Here is a 23,815-nt window from a genome sequence, read left to right on the forward strand (position 1 = left end):
CCCACCGTGGGCGCACGCGCACCGGGGGCGGCCCCCGGGGCCGGGGGGGCCTATGGGGGATATTATATTGTCGGCCCCCGGGGGTCCCCGCGCCACGGGGGGGGAACGACGGGGTCGTGGCGGTAACACCGCAAAGGCAATGCAAACAATCGCGGCCTATGCTTGCCCCCCCGCCCCCGGCGGCAGCACCGGCAAGCGCACCGTAAACGTGGTCCCCTCCCCCGGCGTCGACGCCACGTCGATCCGCCCCCCGTGCTTGTTCACGATCCCATACGACAGCGACAGGCCCAGGCCGGTCCCGCTGCCCACCGGCTTGGTGGTAAAAAACGGCTCGAAAATCCGGTTCAGATGTTCCTGCGCGATGCCGCAGCCGGTGTCGCCGATCGCCACCCACACCCAGCCATCCTCGGCCCCGGTGCGGATCGTGATCACGCCCTTGTCCTTGATCGCGTGCCCGGCATTGACCAGCAGGTTCATGAAGACCTGGTTCAGCTGCGAGGCCAGGCAGGTCACCGGCGGCAGCTGCCCGTAGTGCTTCTCCACCGTGGCCTTGTACTTGATCTCGTTGGAGACGATATTCAAGGTGCTGTCGAGGCCGTGATGCAGGTCGGCCACCTGCCACTCGTTCTCGCCCACATGCGAAAAATCCTTGAGCGCCTGGACGATATCCTTGACGCGCTTGAGCCCGTCCATCGACTCGCGGATCAGATCGGTCGCGTCATCCTGCAGGAAAGCCAGGTCGGCGCTCTTGCCGATCTGCGCGATGCGGCTGCTCAGGGCCGGCGGCGGACTGTGCGCGGCGATCGCGGCATCGTACTGGCTGACCACGCCGAACAGGGTGGCCACGTATTTCTGCAAGGTGCCCATGTTCGAATTGACGAAGCCGACCGGGTTGTTGATCTCGTGCGCAATGCCGGCGGCCAGCTGGCCGATCGAGGCCATTTTTTCCGACTGCAGCAACTGGTTCTGCGCTTCCTGCAAACGCCCGATCAGCAACTGCTGTTCCTGGCCCTTGCTGTAGAGCGCCTCTTCCATGGTCTTGCGGATCGTGATGTCGGTGAGCGAGCCGATCACTTCGAGCGGCGCGCCATGTTCGTCGCGGATCAGGCGCAAGGTGTCGTGCATCCACAGGTAAGCCCCGTCGGCGGCGCGGAAGCGGTACTCGTAGGCGCGCTGGCCCTCGACGAACACCAGCGCCAGGCTGGAAAAGATGGCGGGCGCGTCGTCCGGATGAATATGATCGAACCAGAAATTGGGATCGGCCACCATGTCCTCGGGCCGGTAGCCGAGCACGTTGTAGGCGTTGTTGCTGACAAAAGTCATCTTGAAGTCACCGCTGGGCACGGTGCAATAGATGATGGCCGGGGTGTTGTCGATCAGGTACTGCAGGCGCACCAGCGGCGAAGCGGCATCCGCGCCCGGCGCGCGCACCGGTGCGGGCGGCGTGTCGGACGCGAAGGATTCAAATTCCTCGAACTGCATCGCCATGATCGATCCCGTGGGAAAGTACTTCAGGCGATTATGACCGAGTATTCAAGCGGGCGCCAGCGTCATCGCCACTGGCCGTACACCGTGCCGTACGAGGCGGGCGGCTCGGGTTCGTCGAACAGCGGCTCCGGCTGCGGCGGCGCCAGCCATTCGCGCGGGTCGACCCGGTAGTACTGCTGAAACTGCTCGTACAGCTCGGCATGGCGTTCGGCCATCTGCCAGGGCTTCTCGAAAAACGTTTCGGTGGCCACGGCGAAGAACTCGGCGGGACTGACCGCGCCATAGTGGTCCAGCACGCTCTGGCGGTGGAACATGGCTTCGTGGCGCAGGTTGTTGAAGTCGCGCGAGAGCACCTCGGACCAGTTGCGGTAGCTGCCCGGATGGCCGAGGAAAGGCGCGCCGTTGTTGCTGCCCGACTCGCTGTCGAGCTGGTGGGCGAATTCGTGCAGGACCACGTTCTGGCCATCGGTCCAGTCGCCGGCGCCGCGCTGGACGTGGTCCCACGACAACACGACGCGGCCGTCGACCCACGATTCGCCCAGCAGTTCCTGGCGCGCCGGATGCACGATGCCGGCGTCGTCGGCATGGTTGCGCGGCACCAGGAAGGCGCTCGGATAGACCAGGATGGTGTGCAGCTTGCGGTACACGCGGGTAAAGCGGTTCAGCAGCAGCAGGCACGCCTGGCCGGCGATGGTGACGCGGATCTCGTCGTCCACCTCCAGTCCCTCGCAGCCGACAAACTTTTTCTGGAACAGGAATTGCTGCACCAGGCGCTGCAATTGCGCTTGCAGATCGGGCTGCATGCGCTGATAAATGGGGATATTGCGTTCAAGAATATCGCGCCAGGCAGGCGGGAACGGCTGGGCCAGCGCGCGCCTGAGGCGCCAGCCGGGATAGCTCATGCCGAGCGCGATTGCCACCACGATGGCGGTGGTCCAGAGCAGCGCTTCCATCTTAGTCCTTGTCGGGTGCGATACGAAAACGGGGGAGCCGCGCCGCGCGACGCGCTCGCGCGCAGCGGCGCGGCGCGCGAGCGGACGGTGCGGACGTGGCTCAGGCTGCCTTGGCGGCGCCGAAGTAAGCGTCGACCGCGTCGGCGTTGCCGATCAGCTTGCCGCCGATGAAGACTTGCGGCCAGGTCGACTGGCCCGAGACCGCGCGCAGCACGCTGGAATTGATCTTGCGGTCCTGCGACATCTCGGCAAACGCCAGTCCGTGCGCCTTGAGCGTGGCCTTGGCGCGCGCGCAATGCGGGCAGCCGGGCTTGGAAAACACCACGACCGGTTCGGGCACCTGCGCGTCCGGACTGACGTGGCGCAGCATGGTTTCGGCGTCCGAGACGTCGAACGGGTCGCCTTCCTTGTCGGCCTCGATGAAGATCTTCTCGATGATGCCATCCTTGACCAGCATGGAATAACGCCACGAGCGCATGCCGAAGCCCAGGTTGCGCTTGTCGACCAGCATGCCCATGCCTTCGCTGAAGTCGCCATTGCCATCCGGGATCACGGTGATGTTCTCGGCATCCTGGCCGACTTTCCACTCGTTCATGACAAACGCATCGTTGACCGAAATGCAGACGATCTCGTCGACGCCGTTCTGCTTGAACACGGGCGCCAGTTCGTTATAGCGCGGCAAATGGGTGGAGGAACAGGTTGGCGTGTAGGCGCCAGGCAGCGAAAACACGACGACGGTCCGGCCCTTGAACAGCTCATCGGTGGTGATGTCTTTCCACTGGTCGTTGGGCCTGGCCTTGAACGTGACATTCGGTACGGGCTTGCCTTCCAGCGATTCTGGCGTCGGTAACATGGCGATCCTTTTGGTGAGTGGGTGGGACGAGCGAACATCCCCGCACCGCCACAAGTGGGGCTGGTTCGGGGGTTTTCAATTGGGGACAATGACAGAAAAACAGCAGACGTGCCGAAGCACACGCATCCTGGCGGGAAAGCGTGAACGCAAAGATGGGCGGCACGGAGCCGACTGGCGCGGCCGCATGGCAGGGCCGAATGGCGAGCGGAACGGCAGAGTCCTGGGCTGGACCGTACTACGACGGTCCTGCCGGAAAGATAAAACACGCTGGCGGCCCCTGCCCCGCAGTCCGGCCGGATGGCGGACGCAGGCGCAGCGGGCGCAGCTCAGCGCAGGATCAAGCCTGGTCTTTGGCCGACGGCGCCGCGCCGAACAAGGCGGCAACCAGCGGATCGCGCGCCACCGGGCTGCGATTGACGCGGATGGCATAGTGGGTGTCGTCCGCCAGGATGTGGAAGTGACGGCCCGTGCCGGCCATGCTCTGCTCGCGCAGGCCCGGACGTTCCTTGCGCGGTGCCGCGCCTTCGCGTTTCGGCTGCACGATCGCGGCCAGGAAGGCCTTGACCCGTTCCGGGTCCGGCGAAATCTGGTACACGGCCTTGCCCAGGTAGGTGGCGGTGCCTTCGATATAGCGCGCCAGTTCGATCACGCCCGCTTCGCGCAGGTCGCGGATGTATTTGCGCGCGCCGGACGGCGAGAATTTGAGGAACCAGGCGATTTCGTCGGCCAGCATTTCGTGGGTCGACAGTTCGCCGATCAGCTTTTGCATATTTTCGATGCGGCGCTGGGTGGCCGAGGTCGAACGCACGCGCTCGATCGGGGCCATCGAGATCGGGGCGCGCTCTGCCGGCTGGGGCGCGACGCGCTCGATCAGCGAAGAATTGGCGTTGGTGTGCAATGTGGTCATTTCGCCTTGGGCCGCATTGTGGTGCTGTGTCGTTGCATGCATGTTGAGTACTCCATGAGAAGAGATTCATTTCGTCCGGATCCGGTACATGTCGTTTGACAGCCTGACAATAATTCGGTTCCGCACAACTGAGTGCAAGATTGCCTGCGTGGACCCCGATGGTCTGTGCGCCATCGAACATTTCGCACAATTTACTTCCTATGATCATCTTTTCATCGTTGCAATTTTGCTGACACGTCCTGCTGTGTGCGTTGGCGTACAGATTCCAACTAAACATGACCGTATTCTGGCCTCGTTCGCACAAATTCGTGTGTGCAATGACTTCACTGACGTTCAGTCTGGTTGCCGCCGGCACCAGACACATATAAAAGGAAACCACCATGAAAACGACTATCCTGGCAGCACTGCTGGCAATCGCCGGCCTGACCGCATGCGAAAAAACCACTGTTAACCCACCTGCAACGGTTGTTACCCCAACCGTTGAAGTTCCAGTAGCCGTACCTGGCCCAGCCGGCGCCCCTGGTGCTACTGGCGCCACCGGCGCAGCTGGTACTGACGGCAACTCGGGCGCCACCGGCACCCCAGGCGCCGCTGGTACCCCAGGTGCCCCAGGCATGGACGGCGCCAAAGGCGAGCAAGGCAAAACCGGCGGCGACACCGTGATCGTGGTACCGGAAAAAACCAACTAATAGCCCCGGGCTATTTTTTGCGCGACAACTCGCGCCGGACCAGGTTCGCCTGGTCCGGCGCGATTTTTCTTGGCACTCGCACAAATTGTTGTATTAAAAAGACAAGTCCGACATCACAGTGCGCTATCGAACGGTTGCATTGAACTCCGCCGCCTAATCTCAAGTCGAACGTCACACTGCTGCATTTCAGCGATGACAACTCTACTGACCTATCGAATAGGAGATCCCTGTGAGCAAAATGAGAAAGACGGCCCTGGCGGCGGCACTATCGTGCGGCGCGTCACTGGCCTTTGCGCAAGACATCAACCCCTCGTGGTATATCCAGCCGAGCGCCAATGCATTCAGGCCCGACAAGGATTTCGGCGTCGACGAGCGCGACTACGGAGGCGGCCTCAAGATCGGCAGGCCGCTCTCCGAAATGTGGGACGTGCAGATGGGCGTCACCCATGCGCGCACCAAGGAAGGGCTGGCCAACTATCGCCAGACCGTGGTGGGCGCGGACGCGCTGCTGATGCTGTCGCGCCAGAATTTCCGTCCCTTCCTGCTGATTGGCATCGGCGCCGAGCGCGACCGGGTCGACAATCCGCTGCGCCGGGTCGGCAAGACCTCGCCCTACGCGACCGCCGGCCTCGGATTCCAGCTGGGCCTGACGGACCAGTGGTCGATGCAGGCCGACTTGCGCACGGTGCGCGGGCGCCTGCGTGGCGACGAGGCCTTCGGTTTCGACCGCAGCAACAACAAATACCTGACGATCGGCTTCAACTACGCTTTCAACAAGCCGATTCCGCCGGCACCGCCGCCAGCGCCGACGCCGCCGCCAGCGGTCACGCCGCCGCCGGAACCGGTCGCACCGCCACCGCCGCCGCCGGCCCGCTTCGAAAAAATCACCTTGAGCACGACCGAGCTGTTCGCTTTCAACAGCGCAACTCTCAACGTGACCCAGACCCGTCTGGACGAGATCGCCGCCGCGCTGACGGCCGACCCGACCATCACCGACGTCGACATCACCGGCTACGCCGACCGGCTCGGTTCGGAGCAATACAACCTCAAGCTGTCGGAGCGGCGCGCGAATGCGGTGCGCGACTACCTGGTGGCCAAGGGCATCGACGGCGCCCGTCTGAAAGCCTACGGCAAGGGCGAAGCCAATCCGGTGGTCACCTGCACCGAGAAAAAACGCGCCGCGCTGATCAAGTGCCTGGAACCGAACCGCCGCGTTGAAGTCGAGCAAATTACCATCGAACGACGCGTTCAATAACAAGATTCACTGTTTTGCGGGGAGCGCGTGCTCCCCGCGCAATCCAAGGAAAGTAACGATAATGGAAATCAAGGAATGGGCGCCGTACTCCAAACAACTGGTCAATGTGATGCGCTGCGCGGTCACCGAATGGTTCGCGCACCGCGCCGCCAGCAAGGGCGCGGCACTGGCGTTCTACACCCTGTTTTCGATGGCGCCGATCCTGGTGCTGGTCATTGCCATCGCCGGCTTTTTCTACGGCGCCGAAGCGGCTCAGGGCCAGCTGATTAACGAATTGCGCGGACTGGTCGGCAAGCAAGGCGCGGAAGCGATCCAGCTGATCCTGGCCGGCGCGCAAAACAAGGAAAGCGGCATCTGGGCCACCGTCATCGCCACCGGCCTGCTGCTGTTCGGGGCGACCACCGTGTTTTCCGAACTCAAGGACAGCCTGGACGAGATCTGGGCCGTGCCGGAGTCGACCGACTCCACATGGTGGACGATCCTGCGCACGCGCCTGCTGTCGTTCGGGCTGATCCTGGTGCTGGGATTCCTGCTGATGGTCTCGCTGGTGGTCAGCGCCGCGCTGGCGGTGCTGGAAAATTACATGAACGGCTTGTGGAAAGACGCGGCCGTGCTGCTGTCGTGGGTATCGTGGGCGATCAGCTTCCTGGTCATCGCAGTGCTGTTCGGGGTGATCTACAAAATGCTCCCGCGCATCAAACTATCGTGGCGCGACGTGACCATCGGCGCGCTGGGCACGGCGGCCTTGTTCAGCCTGGGGAAATTTGCAATAGGACTGTATATCGGTAACAGCGGCGTGGCCAACAGTTTCGGCGCGGCCGGCTCGATGATCGCCCTGCTGCTGTGGGTGTATTACTCGGCGCAGATTTTCTTTTTGGGTGCTGAGTTCGCGCGGCAATACGCGCTGCAGCTGGGCAGTTTGAAGCACAAGCCGGATGAAGTCACCGGCGGCGAGCAGTCTACGGCGGCAAAGGTGACGCGAATTCGCTGAGCGCTGCAAAATGCCGATACCAAACGACTATCGGGAAGTCGTAAAATCGCTTTCTGTCAAGACGGAGGAAGGCAATGTCGCTTGGCGCAAAGACAAGTACGCCGTGTCGGTCACTGTCGACAACACGAAAATTGCGCTTTGGGCTGGCAAGGATGAAAACTCGGACGTGCCATTCGTGGCCTTTGGATTGTACGGGCCGAATGGGGCAGTGCTGGACACTTGGTACATCGACGAATCGGATGGCGATTACGCGCAGACGTTTCAGCTCTATCAGTCAGCTAATCGGCTTGCCCAAGGCGTCCCGGCACGTTGAAGACAACTCGCCGGCCTCATTTCCGAGTTGAAAGTCATTGGATCGCCAGGCGACTAGCTCGTCCTGTTCTCATCTGGTCAAACGATGCGCTGGCGCCAGCGGATCCACCGCCACAACGGAGCGGGAAGTGCCCGCGACGTCGATGCCATCGGCCAGTTCAATGACCGCAACGATGCCATGCACTGCCAGCAGCCACGCTTCCGCACTGGCGCGTGGGATTGACGATTCCGACTCGAAAATTGCCTCTGTCCCGAATTGGTGGGCGCAAGGCCGATGCGGCGGGACGACCGGCTACCGGATCGGCCGATTTTCATTTTCTGCATCATGGTAGTACCTCGACTCGGAGATTTCGGCAAACACCATGCCGTCCACCATATCGAATTCGGCGTATCCGCTATGCTCGCTAAAGACAACCGCCTGGCCCCTGTCAGGCCGCACCAGGAAGAACGCCAGCACGAAGCGGACCGTCATGCCATACGGCGTCCTCACTTCCACGTCAGCGGAAAAATCACTCGCCATCAGCCCGCCTTTGATCAGCTCGTCGACCGGCCTGCCGAAGCGCAGCGCGAGTTCGTTTGCCCACTCGGCGAGCACGACTGACTGTTGACGCAATGTTTTCATCGTTGTCTGTTCCTGCCTAATCAAGCCAATAGCCGATGTTCTACTCGTAACGCAAGGACTCCGCCGGATTGATCCGCGCCGCCCCGTAACTCGGATACAAGGTCGCCACGAAGGCCAGCGCCACCGAGACCCCGCCGATCATGACGATATCCTGCCATTGCGGGTCCGACGGCACCGAACTGAGGAAGTAAATCTCTTTCGACAGCAGCTTGCTGCCCAGCAGTTTCTCCACCACCGGCATGATGACATCGATATTCATCGCCACCATCACACCCGCCGCCACCCCGGCCGCGGTCCCGATCACGCCCACCAGCGCGCCCTGCATCATGAACACCGCCATGATCGAGCGCGGCGAGGCGCCCAGGGTGCGCAGGATCGCAATATCGGCCTGCTTGTCGTTGACCTTCATCACCAGGGTGGACACCAGATTGAACGCCGCCACCGCAATGATCAGCACCAGGATCAGAAACATCATGCGCTTTTGCGATTGCAGGGCCGCGAACCAGACTTCGTTCTGGCGCGTCCAGTCGCGGAACATCAATTCCTGCGGCATGCTGCTGGACAATTCCTGCGCCACCCTCGGCGCCTGGTGCAGGTCATGCAAACTCAGGCGCAGCCCGGACGGCAAGGCCAGCTGCTCAACCGCGCGCGCATCGTCGATATGCGCCAGCGCCACGGTGGAATCGTAATCGTTGTGCCCCACGTTGAAGGTCCCCGTCACCGTGAATACTTGCCGGCGCGGCGTCCAGGCGGTGGCCGCCCCGCCCTGCGGCGCCACCAGCAGCGACAATTTATCGCCCGTTTTCACGCCCAGTTTGCTGGCCAGCTCGTAGCCGAGCACGATGTTGAAGCGGCCCGGCTGCAAATCGTCCAGCTTGCCATCTTTGATGCGCTCGGCAATGCTCGACACGGTTTTTTCGGCCGCCGGCAAAATCCCCTGCACCGCCACCGGGCGCATGGTGTCGTCGTACAGCAGCATGCCCTGCAGGGTGACAAAGGGCGCCCCGCCGGACACGGCCGGATTGCCGCGCGCCTGCGCCAGGGTCTGCTCCCAGTTGGGCAGGCCGCCGCGTTCGTCGATGACTTCGATATGCGGAATCATCGACAGCATGCGCGCCGCCACTTCTTTCTGGAAGCCGTTCATCACCGACAGCACCACAATCAGCGCGGCCACGCCCAGCGCAATCCCGCTGACCGAAATGAGCGAAATGACCGACAGCATCGGATTGCGTTCGCTGCGGCGTTGCGCGCTGGTGTAACGCAGGGCGATCTGTAATTCGTAAGGTAAATTTGCGAGCATGGTTTCCTAGTATCCTTGTGCTTTCAAGCGGTCGATATCGGCCTCGCCATCGTCTTGCAGGCGTTTCTTGTCGTCCAGCTTGTCCATGCCGAGGCTGCGCGACATCGACAGCAGCAGGCTTTGCCCATGCGCCGGGCGTTGCGGCGAGAACTGGTAAACCGCGTCTTCGAAGGCCTTGGCCGGCGACACGATGGTCCAGCCCATCTCCTTGAACATCCCGATCACGTCGTCGAGAAACAGCGCGTTGATCAAATTGTGGTGCAGCAAAATCACTTGGGCAATGTCGCGTCCCTGTAGCCGCTGCGACATGGCGCGGTAGGCCAGCGCGCGCTCGCGCACATGCGCGAGGTAGGCCTTTTTCAAGGGCGCCAGGTCGGCCTTGCTGTTCTTTGCCAGCGTCTCGTCCAGGTGTTCGTCGAGGCGCCAGTCGCTGGTGTCGAGGGTGATGTAGGCGTTGCGGTAGCCCTGCGCGGCGAGAAAGCCGCGCATGCCGTCGCGTTTGCCGGGTTCGCTGCCTTCGCGCAGATAGGTGAAGCGGAACCATTTCTGGTAACCGGGCAAAGTGGCGATGATCTTGTCGCAGTCCAGCACTTCCTGCTGGTATTGCGCCAGGCTGACCTTGGCGCTATCGAGGTCCGGATGGGTCATCGTGTGGTTGCCGATGACGTGGCCGGCCTCGCCCCAGGCGCGCGCCAGCGCGTAGCCGGCCGGCTTGTCGGCGCCATTGCCGGCGGTAACGAACAGCGCCGCCTTGACCTGATGCCTGGCCAGCGCGTCGAGCATGGCCTGGTTGCGCTGCTGCGGCGTGAGACGTGGGGTGGCGGCCAGCGAGGGTCCGTCATCGAAGGTGAACGCGACCGATTGCGCACAGGCGGCGCCGGCCAACACGCCGCAACAAAGCACGGCGGCAGCGCCCCTGGAGAGCGTGAGCGCAAGATTTTTTAACTGGAGCATGAACAAAGCGCGCTTTTGAATTGACGATCTGCAAGCCTAACATACAGCGGCGCAGGCGCAAAGGCATCGCCCCGCCGCCGCAACAGCCTGCTTACTCGCCCAGCAGCTCGGCCAGGACTTCCATGCCTTCGACCCGTTCGGCCACGACCTTGATCATCACGACCACCGGCACGCCGAGCAGCAAGCCCCACATGCCCCACAGCCAGCCCCAGAACAGCAGGCTGACGAACACGGCGGCCGGGTTCATCTTGGCGATCTTGCCGGTCATCCAGGTGGCGATGACGGTCCCGACCAGGGTGGCGATGGCGAGCGACGCGCCGGCCACCAGCAGCACCATTTCCAGCGATTCGAACTGCATGAAGGCAACAAGGCCGGTCAGCGCGGTGATCAACAGCGGGCCGAAGTACGGCATGATGTGCATCAGGCCGGCGAAAATCGCCCAGGCGCCCGCATTTTCGAGACCGATGGCGCGCAGCGCGACCCACATCAGCAGCGCCAGCAAGGTATTGGTGACGAGCAGCATGAACATATAGTTCTGGATCGAGGTATTGATGTCGTCCAGGATGTGCACGGTCACCTTCTTGCGGCTCAGCGACGGCCCGGTCAGTTTGACCAGCTTGCGCTTGAAGGTGTCTCCCGCAAGGAGCAGGAAGAACACCAGGAACACCACCATCGTCGCCTGCGTGACGAAACCGATGAAGCCCATCGACCCGGCCAGCACCCAGTCCATGATCTTGAAACTGCCTCCGGCGGCGGCGGCGGCCGGCATGGCCTTGCGCGCCGCCGATTTTTGCCCGCCGACGCTGGAGGTGGCTTGCTCGATCTGGGAGGCGGCGGCCTGCATCTGCTGGATCGTGCTCGGCTGTCCGCCGCTGGCGCGGGTCAGGATGCGCGTGACCTTTTGGGTAATCGTCGGCAATTCGTCGATGATGTTGAAAAACTCGCCCTGCACCCGGTTCAGCACACCGCCCATCAGCACCAGGATGACGACCGTGACGATGGTGGCGCCGATGGCGCGCTTGATCCGCATGCGCCGTTCGAGGAACAGGACCAGCGGGTTGAGCGTGTAGGCGATAAAGATCCCGAGCAGGAGCGGGACCAGGAATTTTTGTGCCCACTGGAGTGCGTAGACGAAGGCAATCGTCGCGATGATGCCCAGCGCCAGCCCGCGCGCATTGACATGGATCGGGATGCGCAGCGTGTGCGCGGCAGTGGAAGTGAGTGGATCGTGATGCTCCGCGCCGGCATCGGCGGGGGCTGCCTTGACGGCGGCGCCTTCCAGCGAAGGAGCGGGAGTTTGATTGGCGGGGGCCGGAATCGGATCTGCAAGCTGCATAAAATCTTCACATTATAGAGCCGGCACCGCAGGCCGGCCACTGCGGGCCGGCCTGAAGAGCTCAGCTTACTTCACACGTACGTCGTTCTTGACCGATACTACACCCTTCACGCCGCGTGCCACATCGGCCGCTTTGGTGGCATCCGCCGGATCGGCCACGAAGCCGGACAACTGCACGTCGCCCTTGAAGGTTTCAACGTTGATTTCCGACGCTTTGAGGGTTGGCTCGTTGAAGATCGATGCTTTGACTTTCGCGGTGATCACGGTGTCATCGATAAATTCGCCCGTACCTTCTTTGGTGGCGGTCGAAGCGCAACCAGCCATGGTGGCGACGAGGGTGGCGGCAAACAGCATGGTCGACAGACGTTTTGCGATTTTCATAGTGGACTCCTTGGTGGGTGGTTCAAAAAAATTTGCTCTGTATGAGCTGTTGCAGCATAGCTCGCTTGTTACTTACTTGCCATACTGCGATTTCGCGGCTGAGACACAGGTGTCCTTGACCGCACCGGCAAACGCATCGCACTTTTCAAGCGCGACTTTGTATTCGGCCGTTCGTTTGTCGTCGCGCGCATCGGTGCGCGCTTCGATCGCTTTCTTGTCGGCCCTGGCGTCGGCCTGGGCCGCGATCAAGGTCGATTTTGCCTGCTGCATGCAGACATCCTTGTCGTTGCCGGTCAGCGCACGGCACTTGGCCTTGTCGAGGTCAAAGTTGGCCGAGGCAATCGTCAGGCGCGACTGGGTGTAGGCTTTCAGCGTGTTCTTGTAGATGGCGCTCGCTTCTTCCACGGTGCGCACGCGCGCCGCCTTGGCTTCTTCCACGCAGACATCTTTCGGGTTGCCAGTAATCACGTCGCACTGCGCACGGGCCGCCTTGTAGGTGGCGGTGGCCGCCGCCGTGGCCTGCTTGTAGGCCGCCTTCGCTTCCGGGGTCGCCGCGCTGGCCGAGAATGCGGCCGACATCAGGAAGGCGCCGATCAAGGCGGGGGTGACTGCTCGTTTCATCTTGATTTTCTCCGGTGACAATACATCGCTGCTTACCGTTTTACGGGAAGTGCCGCCCGACATCTGTTCGCTGGCGAACACAGCGCGACTAGTGGCAAAAAACCAACAGTTTGAGCCAAACTCGACCGAATGAACCTGAGTGCGGCAGCGCACAGACCCCATGGTTGTTGCTGATTATGCTGGCTTCACACTTTGTCAGGAGAACAACATGAAATCGAACCAGACTATCGCAGCAATCGTCATCGCCACCACCGCCATGCTCAGCGGCTGCGCCAGCACCTCGTCCCAGCCGACCAACAACGGCAGCTACGACAATGCCGCCTCCTCGTCGGCTGGCTACGGCACCATCGAATCGATCCAGGTCACCCGCAATGACGGCCAGACCAACGGCGCCGGCGCGGTTGTCGGCGGTATCGTCGGCGCCCTGGTCGGTAACCAGATCGGCAGCGGCAGCGGCCGTACCGCGGCCACCGTCGCCGGTGCTGTCGGCGGCGCTGTCGTCGGCAACAAGGTTGAAGCGAACCGCAACGCCGGCACTGGCCAGGAAATGTACCAGATCAATGTTCGCCTGCAAAACGGCGAAAACCGCACCATTGTGCAGGACAGCGTGTATGACCTGCGCGTCGGCAACCGCGTGCGCGTGGTCGACGGCCGCGTCTACCGTTACTGATTTTTGGTAGTACCCCCACCATTTACATAAATCACGATCTGCAAAGACAGATCGACTCTTAAAGGAGCCCACCATGGGTACCATTCTTCTCGTTATCCTCATTCTTGCGCTGATCGGCGCTCTTCCTACCTGGAACCACAGCCGCAGCTGGGGATACGGCCCAAGCGGCATCACCGGCCTGATCGTGGTGGTGCTCATCGTGCTGCTCCTCACCGGGCGTCTGTAACAAGTCGACAACCGGCGCCGCGTGCGCCGGTTTTTTTTGCCCCACCATCCCCAACTAAAAAAGGAGCTGCCATGCGCAAGCCCGACAACAACACGATGCCATGCGCATCGCCACGCACCACCAGTCCATTGACCAGCATGCTGCGCGCCACCCTGGCCGCAGCCTGCCTGCTGGGAATGCCTTTTGCCAGCGCCCATCTGCCCCAGACCTCGACCGACCAGAACGTGCCGGCCGCCACCGCGCGCCAGCAAGCGGCCGAAATCGCCCGCGGCGACCCGGCGCGCTGGACGCGCGAAGACGTCACCCCCGAGGCGCGCCTGCGTACCTTGCGCAAGGAAATGGGTGCGGCCCTGCAGGAAGCGAAGGGCGCATGCCGCGCCCTGCCGGTGTCCGAGCGCAGCGCCTGCAACAAGGAAGCGCAAGCGAACTATCAGAAAGACATGGCCGGCGCGCGCGCCCAGGCTGCCGCGGGCGGCTGACAGCACCCGCCTGCCGGGGCGCCGCGCCTCGGCGCCGCCCGCAGCGACGATTTACGCCGCCGCGCTCCAGTCATCCTGGTCCGGCGGCAATTCGTGTACCACCACGGCCGTTTCTTCGGCCACCATCAGCAGCCAGCCCGCGTGCTTGAGCGCGCGCAGCGCATCGCGGTAGCCCTGCTCCCAGCGCCACTCGATCGACCCTTTGGAAAAATTGACGTCCTTCGAGGCCATGTGCCAGTCGTGCCCCGCATACGGAATGCGCACGATGTGCAGGGTGGCGTCGCAGCCGAGCGCGGCGAGCTCGCGCCGGTCTTCCTCGGTGCGCTCGGCCTCGGGCATGCGCGCGTACATCTGGCGCAGCTTGTGCTGCAGCGCGTGGGTGGCGCTGTAGTCTTCGATATGGCGTTTCGAGCGCGAGGCGAACGTCACATCCTTCTGGCGCGTGTTGACCTGATCCATCGTCACCGGCTCCTCGCCTTGCGCGCTCCACAAGTCGACCATGAAGCAGATGGTGTCGCCACCGGGCAGCTCGCGCAGCACCGATTCGAGCGGGGTGTTCGAATACAGGCCGCCGTCCCAGTACAGCTCGCCATCGATGCGCACCGGGGCGAAGGCCGGCGGCAGGCTGCCGCTGGCACGCACATGGTCGGCGCACAGATCGCCGCTCCGGCTGTCGAAATGCGCCAGTTCACCGGTGCGCACATTGACGGCATTGACCGTCAGGCGCATGCCGCCCTCTTCGTTGAGATAGTCGAAGTCGACCAGTTCCTTGAGCGTGTCGCGCAGCGGCAGCGTGTCGTAGAACGAGGCTTCTTCGGGCGCGACCGTCATCCCGAACGGAAAACCGCTGAACAGGCGCGGCTTGAAAAAGCCCGGCACCCCGCGCATGACCGTGTCGAAGGTGTTGAGCCAGATATTCGAGCGCCGCTGGCGGTCGTCGACGCGGGTCATGTCCAGCGTGTCGGCATGCGAAACACGGTCCCAGAAGGCCTTGATTTTCTCCAGCCGCAGCGATTGTTCATTGCCGGCGATCAGCGCCGCATTGATGGCGCCGATCGAGGTGCCCACGATCCAGTCCGGCACCAAGTTATGCTCGTGCAGCGCCTGGTACACGCCGGCCTGGTAGGCGCCCAGCGCGCCGCCGCCTTGCAGGACCAGCACGATGCGCAGCTTGTCGGGATTGAGTTTGTTTGCTTCAGTCATAGAAAGGCCGGAATCGCGTCGAGATGGAGGTGGAAAAAGTGAGTATATGAAAATCGAACAGGGATGAAAACGATACCAGCAAAAAAAGACGGCGTCGAATCCGAAGATTACGACGCCGCTCAAGCCCCACCATATCTTTCCGTTCTTGTTGCAAGGCCGGGTTCGCTTGCCCGGCATGGTCATCAAGCAGTTCAGCGGCATTGGGCCGCACGTTGCGCGGCACACGTTCCGCCGTACACCTTGTGCCTTACAGGTCCCGCCTTACAGCTCCTGCGCCTGCCCCGTGCGGCGCTGCTGCAGGTACCACGCCAGGCCGCCCAGCACGGCCGCCACGCCGAGCGCGGGCTTGATCAGCCGGCGCCGCGTGATGAAGCCGACGATGGTCGCGGCGTACGGCATGATCGACGCGACACTGATGCCGGTCGGATGCAGCACGCTGTCGATCCGTGAACGGACCGCCCAGGTCGCATGGTCGAGTGCCGAGTGAAACAGCACGTCGGGACGCGCATCGTGCTTGATCCGGGCTTTGGCGTGAGCAATGCCGACGCGGTAGAAATCGCCCTGGCGCAGCAAGCGCGCCTTGCGCTCGGCTACCGAGTCCATCTTGTCGCCCCCGGTGCCGGGGGACTTTTCGAGCCCGATAATGTTATCCATCGCCATCGTAATACTCCCGTCTGAAGTGCCGCTTAAAGCAGCATGTCGCGATCGTTCTTGAGTTCGTTCATGGTCTCGGGGAAAGCCAGCTTGCCCTCTTTGAGCATGGCCTTGGCCTTGAGCACGAGGCCGATCGTCACGGCGATGAACACGGCAAACATCAGCAAAAGGATTTTCCAGCCCATGCTTTCCCACGCGAGCGCAACAATTGTCGCGCTACCGTAGGCCAACGCAAACATGGCGCACAGCACTGCCAGCGAGAAAATCACCAGCAATTCAAGCACATGATTGCGTACTTCGGACAACTCGAGTGCCGCCAGTTCCACGCGCGACACCACGAGTCCGAAGATATTTTTTGCCAGCCCTGTCAGGCCGCCCATCAGGCCGGGGCCATGTACTGCTGCGGTTGTTTTGTCCATGGCTTCTCCCGGCGTGAATTATTTGCGGCCCAGGATCACACCGACCAGCAAGCCGACGCTGGCAGCGGCGGCGATGGTGCGCCATGGGTTGTCCTTAACATAGACATCGGCGGTGTGCGCCAGTTCCTTACCTTTGACGATTGCTTGACCTTGCACTTGCGATGCCTTGCCCAGCGCCACGTCCAGCATTTCCATGCCGCGTGCGCGCATGTCTTCGGCTTTCTCGCCGGTCAGTGCGGCCGCTGCGGACAGCAGGGTCTGGGCATCCTTGACCAGGGTCTTGACGTCGGTTTGCACGGCGTTCACGTTGCCGTTCAGGTTCGAAGCGCCGTTCGTGCGGGTGTTGGTATCTAACATGATGAACTCCAGTGGTGGGTTGAAAAAAGTCTGTAAAGTGCTACCGTTTTTGCTTTTGGGCTCTTAATGAGCCAGCAAGTCACGCATGTCGTCCGCGTGCTCTTCTTCGACCGCCATGATGCTCACCAGCAGCGCCTTGGTGGTCGGGTCCTTCTCGCCGATGGCGGCAATCATCTGACGGTACGACTCGATCGCCACGCGCTCGGCGATCAGGTTGGAACGGATCATCGCTTGCACGTCGTCCGAATCGTCGTACTCGGCATGGCTGCGCGCGGTCAGGGTGGCCGGATTGAAATTCGGCGAACCATTGAGCTGGACGATGCGTTCGGCCAGCGAATCGGCGTGTTCCTGCTCCTGTTGCGCGTGCTCCAGGAATTCGGCCTTGATCGGACCGTTGCCCACGCCGCTGACGGTGTAGTAGTGGCGCTTGTAGCGCAGCACGCACACCAGTTCGGTGGCGAGCGCGTCGTTCAGCATGTTGATGACCGCTTCACGATCGGCGGCGTAGCCGTCGGTGACGGCGCCGTCGTCGAGATTGGCGGCTGCCTGGCGGATGGCTTTCACGTCGAAACCGTGCGCCAGTGGCTTGGTATTGTCGTCCATGGTGATTCCTTTACTGTATTTACTCTATATGATGCGTAGTGCGATTGCGTTCGTATTAACGGCGCGGCGCGATCGCGGCACCTTCGTTCGACAGCACGATTTCAACGCGGCGGTTCATCTGGCGGTTGCCGGCGTTATCGTTCGGCGCGACCGGGAAGGCTTCGCCGTATGCGCGCATCGCGACGCGGTCACGGGCAACGCCCATCTCGACCAGCGCGGCGCGCACCGAAGAGGCGCGCTTTTCCGACAATTGCTGGTTATGCGCGGTGCTGCCGGTACTGTCGGTGAACCCTTCGACCAGCACGCTGCGGTTCGGGTTCTGTGCCAGCGCATCGGCCAGCTTGCGCAAGGTCGCCTGGCCGTTCGCGGTCAAGTTGGCCTGGTCCACGCCGAACAGCACGTCGCCGATCGTGATGATCAGGCCGCGTTCGGTTTTCTTCGCTTGCAGGTCGGTCATCAGTGCTTCGAGCTGGGCGGCGCGCGCCTGGGCTTCGCGGGTCTGGGCTTCGGCGGCGGCGACCTGGCCTTGTGCGGCGGCAGCCTGGTTCTGGGCGGCGGCGGCATCGGCCGAAGCGGCGGCGGCGGCGGCCTTGGCGGCGGCGGCATCCATCTTGGCGCGGTCGGCTTCGACGGTGCGCGCTTCGAGGCGCACGGCGTCGCGTTCTTTGCCGGAAGCGGCGATATCGGCTTCAGCCTGCTTCTGCTTGGCGATTTCTTGTGCGGTGGCGATTTTTTGCTTGGCCAGATAGGCCAGCTTGTCGATCTGCTCCAGGCTGTCCTTGCGGGCGGCGGCGGCGTTGGCTTGATCCAGCGCTTCGCTGGCCTGCTTGAATTCCAGCGGGGCGAAGGTCGACACGCGCGAATTATTGTTGGCGGCGACGAAATCGCCACGGGCCTGGTCCAGCAATGGGGTGGTGGTCGGTACGCTGCTGCAAGCGCCGAGGGTCAGGACGGCGGCGAGGATGGCGGTTTTGATCAGGGTATGTTTCATGGAAGTGTTCCTTTTGTTGTCATGGCGCCATATGGCGCGGAGTTCAAACGTTTTCTTGTGCTCTGGGTACTGCTGTGCGCGGCCAGTTGGCCTGCGCTGCCGCTGTGAGGGCGCGCGGCATTTGTCCGCTGTGCAGACTTATTGGTATTTTTATTGTTGCGGCTTGTTGGCGCGGTCGACTTCTTCGCGCAGCACGCGCAGGTCATCCTGGAGTGCGTTGGCGGCGGTGGTCGCCTTGGCCGAATTGGCCTTGCTCTGGGCCAGCTTGGCATCGGCCTGGGCCTGGGTCGCCAGTTCGCGCGCCAGTTTGTAATCCTTGGCGGCCAGGGCCTGGTTGGCCTGCATCATCTTGGTGCGGGCCGCGTTGATTTCTTCCGGAGCCAGATCGGCGGCGCCGGCGCTCACAGCGTTTTCGACGGCATTCTTCGACACGGCCACATCCGCCGTTGCCGGTGCTTTTTGGGAACTGGCGCAAGCGACCAGTGTCATAACCAGTGCGGCGCAAAGAACTTTACTGACTTGATTCTTGATTTGTGCATTCATCGTGTTTCTCCATGAGGTGTAGTGATGTCGTGATAACGTTATAAGCTGATTTATTGGCAAGTTCGGTTCGCTGCCGCACATAGCAAATGTTTTGTGTGCAAGGGGCTTGCCGACCGTGCGCTAACGTACACAAAAACGCCACCCATATCGCTTAAAGTGACCCTGTTCCCACAATAAGGATAGTCATGAGTCAAGCCGCCCCGGTCCCGTCCGGCCGCCGCACACCGCTAGCGCGCCGCACCAAGATTGTTCTGGCCATCGTGGCCGTGCTGGTCGCCATTCCACTGATCGTGCTTGCCATCGTGCTCACCTACGACTGGAACAAGGCGCGCCCGTGGCTCAACGCCAAGGCCAGCGAAGCGATCGAGCGCCCGTTCGACATCAAAGGCAACCTCGACCTGAGCTGGGAAAAGCCGGCCGCCGTCATGGCCGAGCGCGACCGCACCTGGCGCGACCTGGTGCCCTGGCCGCACCTGGTCGCCAACGACGTGCATGTCGGCCAGCCGGCCGGGATGGGGACGGGCGACATGGCCTCCGTCAGGCAGTTCTCTTTCTCGCTCAACCCCTTCGCCCTGCTGCACAAGACCATCTCCATTCCCGTGCTGCGCTTCGACGCGCCGGCCGTCGACCTGCGGCGCGACAAGGCTGGCAAGAACAACTGGACCTTCCGCAACGAAGACCAGCCAGCGCGCTGGAAGCTCGACCTGGAACGGGTCGTCTTCACCAAGGGCGTGGTCAAGTTCAACGATGCGCTCGAGGACATCGACCTGACGGCCGACGTCGACACCGTCAACGCCGATCCCGCCTACGGGATCAGCTGGACGCTGCGCGGCACCTATAACGACGGCCCCGTGACCGGCGGTGGCAAGGCCGGCGCGGTGCTCTCGCTCAAGGAGCAGAGCACGCCCTACCCGGTCCAGGCCGACCTGCGCGTTGGAAAAACCCACATCGAAATCGAAGGCACGGTCACCAAGCCGACCAAGCTGGCGGCGGTCGATGTGCGCCTCAAACTCTCGGGCGCCAGCATGGCGCGCCTGTATACCCTGACCGGGCTGCTGCTGCCGGAAACGCCGGCCTTTCGCACCGAGGGTCGCCTGACCGGCGAACTGGGCGAGGCCGGCAGCCGCTGGATCTACGACAAATTTACCGGCAAGGTGGGGTCGAGCGATATCGCCGGGCACATGGAATACCGGACCGGCAAACCGCGCGGCAAACTGAGCGGCAAGGTGGCGTCGAAACTCCTGCAGTTCGCCGACCTGGGGCCGCTGGTCGGGGCCGACTCGAACGCCAGCAAAGAGGCGCGCGGGGTCGAGGCGGTGCAGCCGAGCGGCAAGGTGCTGCCGGTCGAATCGTTCCGCACCGAACGCTGGACCGCGATCGACGCCGACGTGCATTACGCGGCGGAGCGCATCGTGCGCGAAAAACAGCTGCCGATCAGCAAACTCTCCACCCACCTGATCCTCAAGGATGGCGTGCTGACCCTGGCGCCGATGAATTTCCAGATGGCCGGCGGCAGCGTCACCTCCACCATCAAGCTCGACGGCAGCGGCCAGGGCAAGCAAGCCATCAAGGCCACCGCCAGGGTCAGCGCGCGCCATATCAAGATCAAGGAACTGTTCCCCTCGGTGGAAGGCATGAAGGCCACGGTCGGCCAGATCAACGGCGACGCCCAGCTGTCCGCCACCGGCAATTCGGTGGCCACCTTGCTGGCGGCCTCGAACGGCGAAGTCAAGGCGCTGATCGACGAAGGTACGGTGAGCAAGATGCTGCTCGAACAGGCCGGCCTGAACATCGGCAATATCGTGCTGACCAAACTGTTCGGCGACAAGCAGGTCAAGCTCAATTGCATGGCCAGCGATTTCCAGGTCACCAACGGCCTGATGCAGACGCGCACCTTCGTGGTCGATACCGAAGAGGCGGCCATCACCGGCGACGGCACTATCAACCTGGCCAACGAACAGATGGACCTGACCCTGAATCCGCAGACCAAGGGCTTGCGCATCTTTTCGCTGCGCTCGCCCCTGCACCTGCGCGGCAGCTTCTCCAAGCCCGAGGTGAGCGTCGACAAGGGCGTGCTGGCCCTGAAGGCGGGCGGCGCGGTGGCGCTGGGCCTGGTCGCGGCGCCGGCCGCCCTGCTGCCCTTGGTCAACACCGGTCCAGGCCAGGAAAGCGGCTGCGGGCGCTTGCTGGCCGAGGCGCGCGAAAAGCCGGTGGCGCCGCCGCCGGGCAAGAGCATCCCCGCCGCCCAGAACGTTCGCCCGCGCCGCTGAATCCGAAAAATTGCGTTTTGTCACTTATGTGCGTTGCCGAACAGACCACGAGCTCGGCAGGCCCTAATCTAGACACATCGGTTGGGCGACAAGCACCGCCGAACGCATAACAACATAGACCACCACCATAGAGGAACACACCATGAAAAACCTGAAAATCGTATCGACCCTGATCGCCGCCCTGATGCTGACCACCGTCGTTGGCTGCGCCGCGACCGACAAAAAAGAAAGCGTGGGCGAATACGTTGACGACAGCGTGATCACCACCAGCGTCAAAGCGGCCATCGTCAATGAGCCGACCCTGAAAGTTGCTGAAATCAACGTTGAAACCTTCAAAGGCGTGGTTCAGCTGAGCGGCTTCGTTGCTGCGCAAGACAGCATCGCTACCGCCGGCAAAGTTGCCCGCAACGTCAAAGGTGTGAAGCAAGTCAAAAACGACATTCGCATGAAGTAAGCTTTACAATTAAAGAGGCACTATCATGAAAACAATCAAGCAACTGGTAATGAGCGCGACACTGGTAACAGTAGCGCTCGGTTTGGGTGGCTGCGCAGGCATGTCGGCCCAGGATAAGAACACGGCCATCGGCGCCGGCGCAGGCGCAGTTGTCGGTGGCGTACTGACCGGCGGCAGCGCTGTCGGTACCGTTGGCGGCGCTGCCGTCGGCGGCGTCATCGGCAATCAGGTCAAGCCACCGAAATGATCCGGCTTGCCTGATTGAAGAAAAACCTCGCCAACGGCCCCGTTCGCGGGGTTTTTTTACGCCTGCGTCTTTCTGGAAACGGCAAGCAGCCGCCGTTCGCTTTCTTCAACTTGCAGCGCGGGATGATCGGCGGCGCGCCGGGAATAACTTTGGGGATGGGGGCTTCGCACGTCGGGACGGTGTCGTCGGCAATGCCCGGCAGGGTATGCTGGCTGCCGGCTGCGCAGGCGGGGGAGGATTGAACGGCAGCGGCATGCAGGATGCGCAAACGGGCGCCTCCGGACCGCGGCGGGCCCGCAAGGCGCGCGCTGCCCGCCGGTTCAGACGAAGGCGGTCGACAGCGCGCTCGCGCCTGCTTCCTTGACGATCTCGTAGCATTTGCAGGAGGCTGCGGCCAGTCCCTGCACGTCGAGGATCTCGATATTGCCGCGGCTGTAGATGATCAGCCCCTGCTGCTGCAGGGCGCTGGCGGCCTTGGTCACGCCGACCCGGCGCACACCGAGCGCATGCGCCAGGAATTCGTGCGTCAGGTGAAATTTGTCGGACTTGAGGCGGTCGCGCGTGATGAGCAGCGAACGCGCCAGGCGCGCTTCGAGCACATGGAAGCGGCTGCACACGGCGATCTGGATCGCCTGCGCCAGCAGGGTATCGGTGTAGCGGTACAGCACCCGCTGCAGGGCCGGATTGCGCGCGAACTCGGTGCGGAACTTGGCGCTGTCCATGCGGCTGGCGCAACCGGCGCGCTGGACGATGGCGCGTGTCTGCGCCGTGTCGTGACCGAGCGCGACGGTCGCGCCCAGCATGCCTTCACGCCCCACCAGGCCGACCTCGAGCGTCATGCGCCCTTCGGCCACGCCCAGCAGCGAAATCAGGCTGTCGTGCGGAAAATAGATATGGCGGACCGGCTCGGCCGGCTCGTACAGCACCTCGCCCACTTCCACCTGTACCGGTTCGAGCAAGGGAGACAGCCGCGCAAGGTCGCTGTGCGGCAAGGCGGCGAGCAGCTGGTTGCCGTTCGGGTGGTCGAACTCAACGGCGGAAACGTGATTCATCGCTCCCTCCGGTGGGCGGTGCGCGCGGTCGGCCATGAGACAAAACGGATAGCGATCATTAGATAGGTAAGGCCTGGTTGTTACGACAGATACATTTACAAACAATTTCAATCAGCGTAACGGCAATAATAGGCAAAGTATGTACGGTGACGCACGGAAGGGCTGCCCCATCCTCGGGAGAATGGGGTCCATCAACCCGACAGTGCACTACCAAACATAACAAGGAATCATCATGACGACGCCCTCCTCCCCTGCGCCCCGTAGCGCCCAGCATCCGCTGCTGATCGCCGCCGCCGTCGCGGTGATCGTGTTTTGCGGGGCCGGCACGGCCGCCATCCTCGGCTGGATTCCCTCGTCCATCGGCGGCACGCCCGCCACGACCGAACTGTCCGAAATCGACCGCGCGGTGCTGGCCTCCAAACTGCAAAGCGGCGCTGCGCCGCAGACCCTGGCCGCACTCGATGCGCCCGCCAGCGACTCCCAGCGCCACCACGCCGCGCAGCGTGCCGAGAACGAGCGCATGGACGACCTGCGTGCCGAGCGCGAACGCGAAGAAAAACGCGACGCCGCCCAGGAAGCCGCACGCAAACCGGCACCGGTGCCGCGCAACGCGGCATCCGAACCGGCGCGCGAGCGCTGGTGCAACCATTGCGGCAATATCGAATCGGTGCGTGAAGTCACCCGGCGCGCACAAGGCAGCGGCCTGGGCGCGGCCGGCGGCGCGGTGCTCGGCGGCCTGCTCGGTAACCAGGTCGGCGGCGGCAATGGCCGCAAGCTCGCCACCGTCGCCGGTGCGGTCGGCGGCGCGGTGGTCGGCAACCAGGTCGAAGGCAATCTGAAAGCGACGCGCAGTTACGAAATCCGCGTGCGTCTCGACGACGGCGGAGCGCGCACCTTCCATCAGCAGAGCGCGGCCGGCTGGCGCACCGGCGACCGGGTCAAGGTGATCGACGGGACCCTGCGTCCGGCCGTCTGATCCGACCCG

At 62.8% G+C, this 23,815-nt stretch carries 31 protein-coding genes; 11 read left to right on the top strand and 20 right to left on the bottom strand.

All coding sequences use genetic code 11. The features are described 5' to 3' along the window. Nucleotides 1-156 precede the first annotated feature (156 nt). From F2P45_RS23400 to F2P45_RS23415, 4 genes are all read right to left on the bottom strand, one after another. Nucleotides 157-1,482, bottom strand: a complete 1,326-nt coding sequence (locus F2P45_RS23400; RefSeq protein ID WP_166880517.1) for an ATP-binding protein — start codon at nt 1,480-1,482, stop codon at nt 157-159. Nucleotides 1,483-1,550: 68 nt separating this feature from the next. After that, entirely contained in the window at nt 1,551-2,441 is an 891-nt protein-coding gene (locus tag F2P45_RS23405) for a M90 family metallopeptidase (RefSeq protein ID WP_166880408.1), read from the bottom strand. A 100-nt stretch (nt 2,442-2,541) separates the two neighbouring features. Further along, entirely contained in the window at nt 2,542-3,294 is a 753-nt protein-coding gene (locus F2P45_RS23410; RefSeq protein WP_166880410.1) for a glutathione peroxidase, read from the bottom strand. A 337-nt stretch (nt 3,295-3,631) separates the two neighbouring features. Next, complete coding sequence (locus tag F2P45_RS23415) at nt 3,632-4,243, bottom strand: winged helix-turn-helix domain-containing protein (protein WP_229421934.1); 612 nt, start codon at nt 4,241-4,243, stop codon at nt 3,632-3,634. A gap of 338 nt (nt 4,244-4,581) precedes the next feature. Here F2P45_RS23415 and F2P45_RS36810 point away from each other — a divergent pair, with 338 nt between their 5' ends. The 4 genes from F2P45_RS36810 to F2P45_RS23435 all read left to right on the top strand — a co-directional run bounded on the left by F2P45_RS36810 (nt 4,582) and on the right by F2P45_RS23435 (nt 7,449). Beyond that, nucleotides 4,582-4,890: a collagen-like protein gene (locus tag F2P45_RS36810; RefSeq protein WP_166880411.1), complete on the top strand. Its 309-nt coding sequence runs from the start codon at nt 4,582-4,584 to the stop codon at nt 4,888-4,890. Between the two features lie 238 nt (nt 4,891-5,128). Continuing rightward, a complete protein-coding gene (locus F2P45_RS23425) occupies nt 5,129-6,145 on the top strand; it encodes an OmpA family protein (protein ID WP_166880521.1) in 1,017 nt (338 codons plus the stop codon). Between the two features lie 61 nt (nt 6,146-6,206). Further along, nucleotides 6,207-7,136 carry a YihY/virulence factor BrkB family protein gene (locus tag F2P45_RS23430; RefSeq protein WP_166880413.1) on the top strand — a complete coding sequence of 310 codons (930 nt, stop codon included), beginning with the start codon at nt 6,207-6,209 and terminating at the stop codon, nt 7,134-7,136. A 10-nt stretch (nt 7,137-7,146) separates the two neighbouring features. Continuing rightward, a complete protein-coding gene (locus tag F2P45_RS23435; protein WP_166880414.1) occupies nt 7,147-7,449 on the top strand; it encodes a hypothetical protein in 303 nt (100 codons plus the stop codon). 291 nt (nt 7,450-7,740) lie between these two features. Here F2P45_RS23435 and F2P45_RS23440 read toward each other — a convergent pair whose 3' ends face one another. From F2P45_RS23440 to F2P45_RS23465, 6 genes are all read right to left on the bottom strand, one after another. After that, complete coding sequence (locus tag F2P45_RS23440; protein ID WP_166880416.1) at nt 7,741-8,070, bottom strand: hypothetical protein; 330 nt, start codon at nt 8,068-8,070, stop codon at nt 7,741-7,743. Nucleotides 8,071-8,110: 40 nt separating this feature from the next. Beyond that, nucleotides 8,111-9,370 carry a lipoprotein-releasing ABC transporter permease subunit gene (locus tag F2P45_RS23445; protein WP_166880417.1) on the bottom strand — a complete coding sequence of 420 codons (1,260 nt, stop codon included), beginning with the start codon at nt 9,368-9,370 and terminating at the stop codon, nt 8,111-8,113. A gap of 6 nt (nt 9,371-9,376) precedes the next feature. Next, entirely contained in the window at nt 9,377-10,324 is a 948-nt protein-coding gene (locus F2P45_RS23450; protein WP_166880419.1) for a polysaccharide deacetylase family protein, read from the bottom strand. Between the two features lie 91 nt (nt 10,325-10,415). Continuing rightward, on the bottom strand, nt 10,416-11,660 hold the full coding sequence (locus F2P45_RS23455) for an AI-2E family transporter (RefSeq protein ID WP_166880421.1): 1,245 nt from the start codon (nt 11,658-11,660) through the stop codon (nt 10,416-10,418). A gap of 66 nt (nt 11,661-11,726) precedes the next feature. Continuing rightward, complete coding sequence (locus F2P45_RS23460) at nt 11,727-12,041, bottom strand: BON domain-containing protein (protein ID WP_166880422.1); 315 nt, start codon at nt 12,039-12,041, stop codon at nt 11,727-11,729. A gap of 72 nt (nt 12,042-12,113) precedes the next feature. Further along, the gene (locus F2P45_RS23465; protein ID WP_166880424.1) at nt 12,114-12,662 is read right to left on the bottom strand and encodes a hypothetical protein; all 549 of its coding nucleotides are present in this window, start codon (nt 12,660-12,662) and stop codon (nt 12,114-12,116) included. A 208-nt stretch (nt 12,663-12,870) separates the two neighbouring features. Here F2P45_RS23465 and F2P45_RS23470 point away from each other — a divergent pair, with 208 nt between their 5' ends. The 3 genes from F2P45_RS23470 to F2P45_RS23480 all read left to right on the top strand — a co-directional run bounded on the left by F2P45_RS23470 (nt 12,871) and on the right by F2P45_RS23480 (nt 14,037). Next, entirely contained in the window at nt 12,871-13,332 is a 462-nt protein-coding gene (locus F2P45_RS23470; protein ID WP_166880426.1) for an outer membrane lipoprotein, read from the top strand. A gap of 73 nt (nt 13,333-13,405) precedes the next feature. After that, entirely contained in the window at nt 13,406-13,558 is a 153-nt protein-coding gene (locus F2P45_RS23475) for a DUF3309 family protein (RefSeq protein ID WP_166880428.1), read from the top strand. A gap of 71 nt (nt 13,559-13,629) precedes the next feature. Beyond that, the gene (locus F2P45_RS23480; RefSeq protein WP_166880429.1) at nt 13,630-14,037 is read left to right on the top strand and encodes a hypothetical protein; all 408 of its coding nucleotides are present in this window, start codon (nt 13,630-13,632) and stop codon (nt 14,035-14,037) included. Nucleotides 14,038-14,088: 51 nt separating this feature from the next. Here F2P45_RS23480 and F2P45_RS23485 read toward each other — a convergent pair whose 3' ends face one another. The 8 genes from F2P45_RS23485 to F2P45_RS23520 all read right to left on the bottom strand — a co-directional run bounded on the left by F2P45_RS23485 (nt 14,089) and on the right by F2P45_RS23520 (nt 18,807). Further along, entirely contained in the window at nt 14,089-15,240 is a 1,152-nt protein-coding gene (locus F2P45_RS23485) for a patatin-like phospholipase family protein (protein ID WP_166880431.1), read from the bottom strand. After that, a complete protein-coding gene (locus tag F2P45_RS23490) occupies nt 15,233-15,463 on the bottom strand; it encodes a hypothetical protein (protein ID WP_166880433.1) in 231 nt (76 codons plus the stop codon). Before F2P45_RS23490 ends, F2P45_RS23485 begins: the two co-directional genes overlap by 8 nt. A 38-nt stretch (nt 15,464-15,501) precedes the next feature. Beyond that, nucleotides 15,502-15,894: a hypothetical protein gene (locus tag F2P45_RS23495; RefSeq protein WP_229505253.1), complete on the bottom strand. Its 393-nt coding sequence runs from the start codon at nt 15,892-15,894 to the stop codon at nt 15,502-15,504. Between the two features lie 32 nt (nt 15,895-15,926). Further along, nucleotides 15,927-16,313: a phage holin family protein gene (locus F2P45_RS23500; protein WP_166880436.1), complete on the bottom strand. Its 387-nt coding sequence runs from the start codon at nt 16,311-16,313 to the stop codon at nt 15,927-15,929. Nucleotides 16,314-16,331: 18 nt separating this feature from the next. After that, complete coding sequence (locus F2P45_RS23505; protein WP_166880438.1) at nt 16,332-16,670, bottom strand: ElaB/YgaM/YqjD family protein; 339 nt, start codon at nt 16,668-16,670, stop codon at nt 16,332-16,334. A 63-nt stretch (nt 16,671-16,733) separates the two neighbouring features. Next, the gene (locus F2P45_RS23510) at nt 16,734-17,273 is read right to left on the bottom strand and encodes a ferritin-like domain-containing protein (RefSeq protein WP_166880439.1); all 540 of its coding nucleotides are present in this window, start codon (nt 17,271-17,273) and stop codon (nt 16,734-16,736) included. 55 nt (nt 17,274-17,328) lie between these two features. Next, on the bottom strand, nt 17,329-18,264 hold the full coding sequence (locus tag F2P45_RS23515; protein WP_166880441.1) for an OmpA family protein: 936 nt from the start codon (nt 18,262-18,264) through the stop codon (nt 17,329-17,331). A gap of 150 nt (nt 18,265-18,414) precedes the next feature. After that, complete coding sequence (locus tag F2P45_RS23520) at nt 18,415-18,807, bottom strand: DUF4398 domain-containing protein (protein ID WP_166880443.1); 393 nt, start codon at nt 18,805-18,807, stop codon at nt 18,415-18,417. A gap of 185 nt (nt 18,808-18,992) precedes the next feature. On the opposite strand from F2P45_RS23520, the gene F2P45_RS23525 reads away from it, so the two are divergent. The 3 genes from F2P45_RS23525 (at nt 18,993) to F2P45_RS23535 (ending at nt 21,778) form a co-directional block, all read left to right on the top strand. Continuing rightward, entirely contained in the window at nt 18,993-21,077 is a 2,085-nt protein-coding gene (locus tag F2P45_RS23525; protein WP_166880444.1) for an AsmA family protein, read from the top strand. A gap of 142 nt (nt 21,078-21,219) precedes the next feature. Next, nucleotides 21,220-21,531, top strand: a complete 312-nt coding sequence (locus F2P45_RS23530) for a BON domain-containing protein (protein ID WP_166880446.1) — start codon at nt 21,220-21,222, stop codon at nt 21,529-21,531. A 25-nt stretch (nt 21,532-21,556) separates the two neighbouring features. After that, complete coding sequence (locus F2P45_RS23535; protein WP_099881030.1) at nt 21,557-21,778, top strand: YMGG-like glycine zipper-containing protein; 222 nt, start codon at nt 21,557-21,559, stop codon at nt 21,776-21,778. Here F2P45_RS23535 and F2P45_RS23540 read toward each other — a convergent pair. Both F2P45_RS23540 and F2P45_RS23545 read right to left on the bottom strand, forming a co-directional pair. After that, the gene (locus F2P45_RS23540) at nt 21,762-22,046 is read right to left on the bottom strand and encodes a hypothetical protein (protein ID WP_166880448.1); all 285 of its coding nucleotides are present in this window, start codon (nt 22,044-22,046) and stop codon (nt 21,762-21,764) included. The genes F2P45_RS23535 and F2P45_RS23540 overlap by 17 nt on opposite strands. 52 nt (nt 22,047-22,098) lie before the next feature. After that, nucleotides 22,099-22,830: a Crp/Fnr family transcriptional regulator gene (locus F2P45_RS23545; protein WP_166880450.1), complete on the bottom strand. Its 732-nt coding sequence runs from the start codon at nt 22,828-22,830 to the stop codon at nt 22,099-22,101. Nucleotides 22,831-23,062: 232 nt separating this feature from the next. On the opposite strand from F2P45_RS23545, the gene F2P45_RS23550 reads away from it, so the two are divergent. Continuing rightward, nucleotides 23,063-23,806, top strand: a complete 744-nt coding sequence (locus F2P45_RS23550; RefSeq protein WP_166880452.1) for a glycine zipper 2TM domain-containing protein — start codon at nt 23,063-23,065, stop codon at nt 23,804-23,806. Nucleotides 23,807-23,815 lie beyond the last annotated feature (9 nt).

Origin of the sequence: Massilia mucilaginosa, from assembly GCF_011682145.1 — a bacterium.
GTDB classification, from domain to species: domain Bacteria; phylum Pseudomonadota; class Gammaproteobacteria; order Burkholderiales; family Burkholderiaceae_D; genus Telluria_A; species Telluria_A mucilaginosa.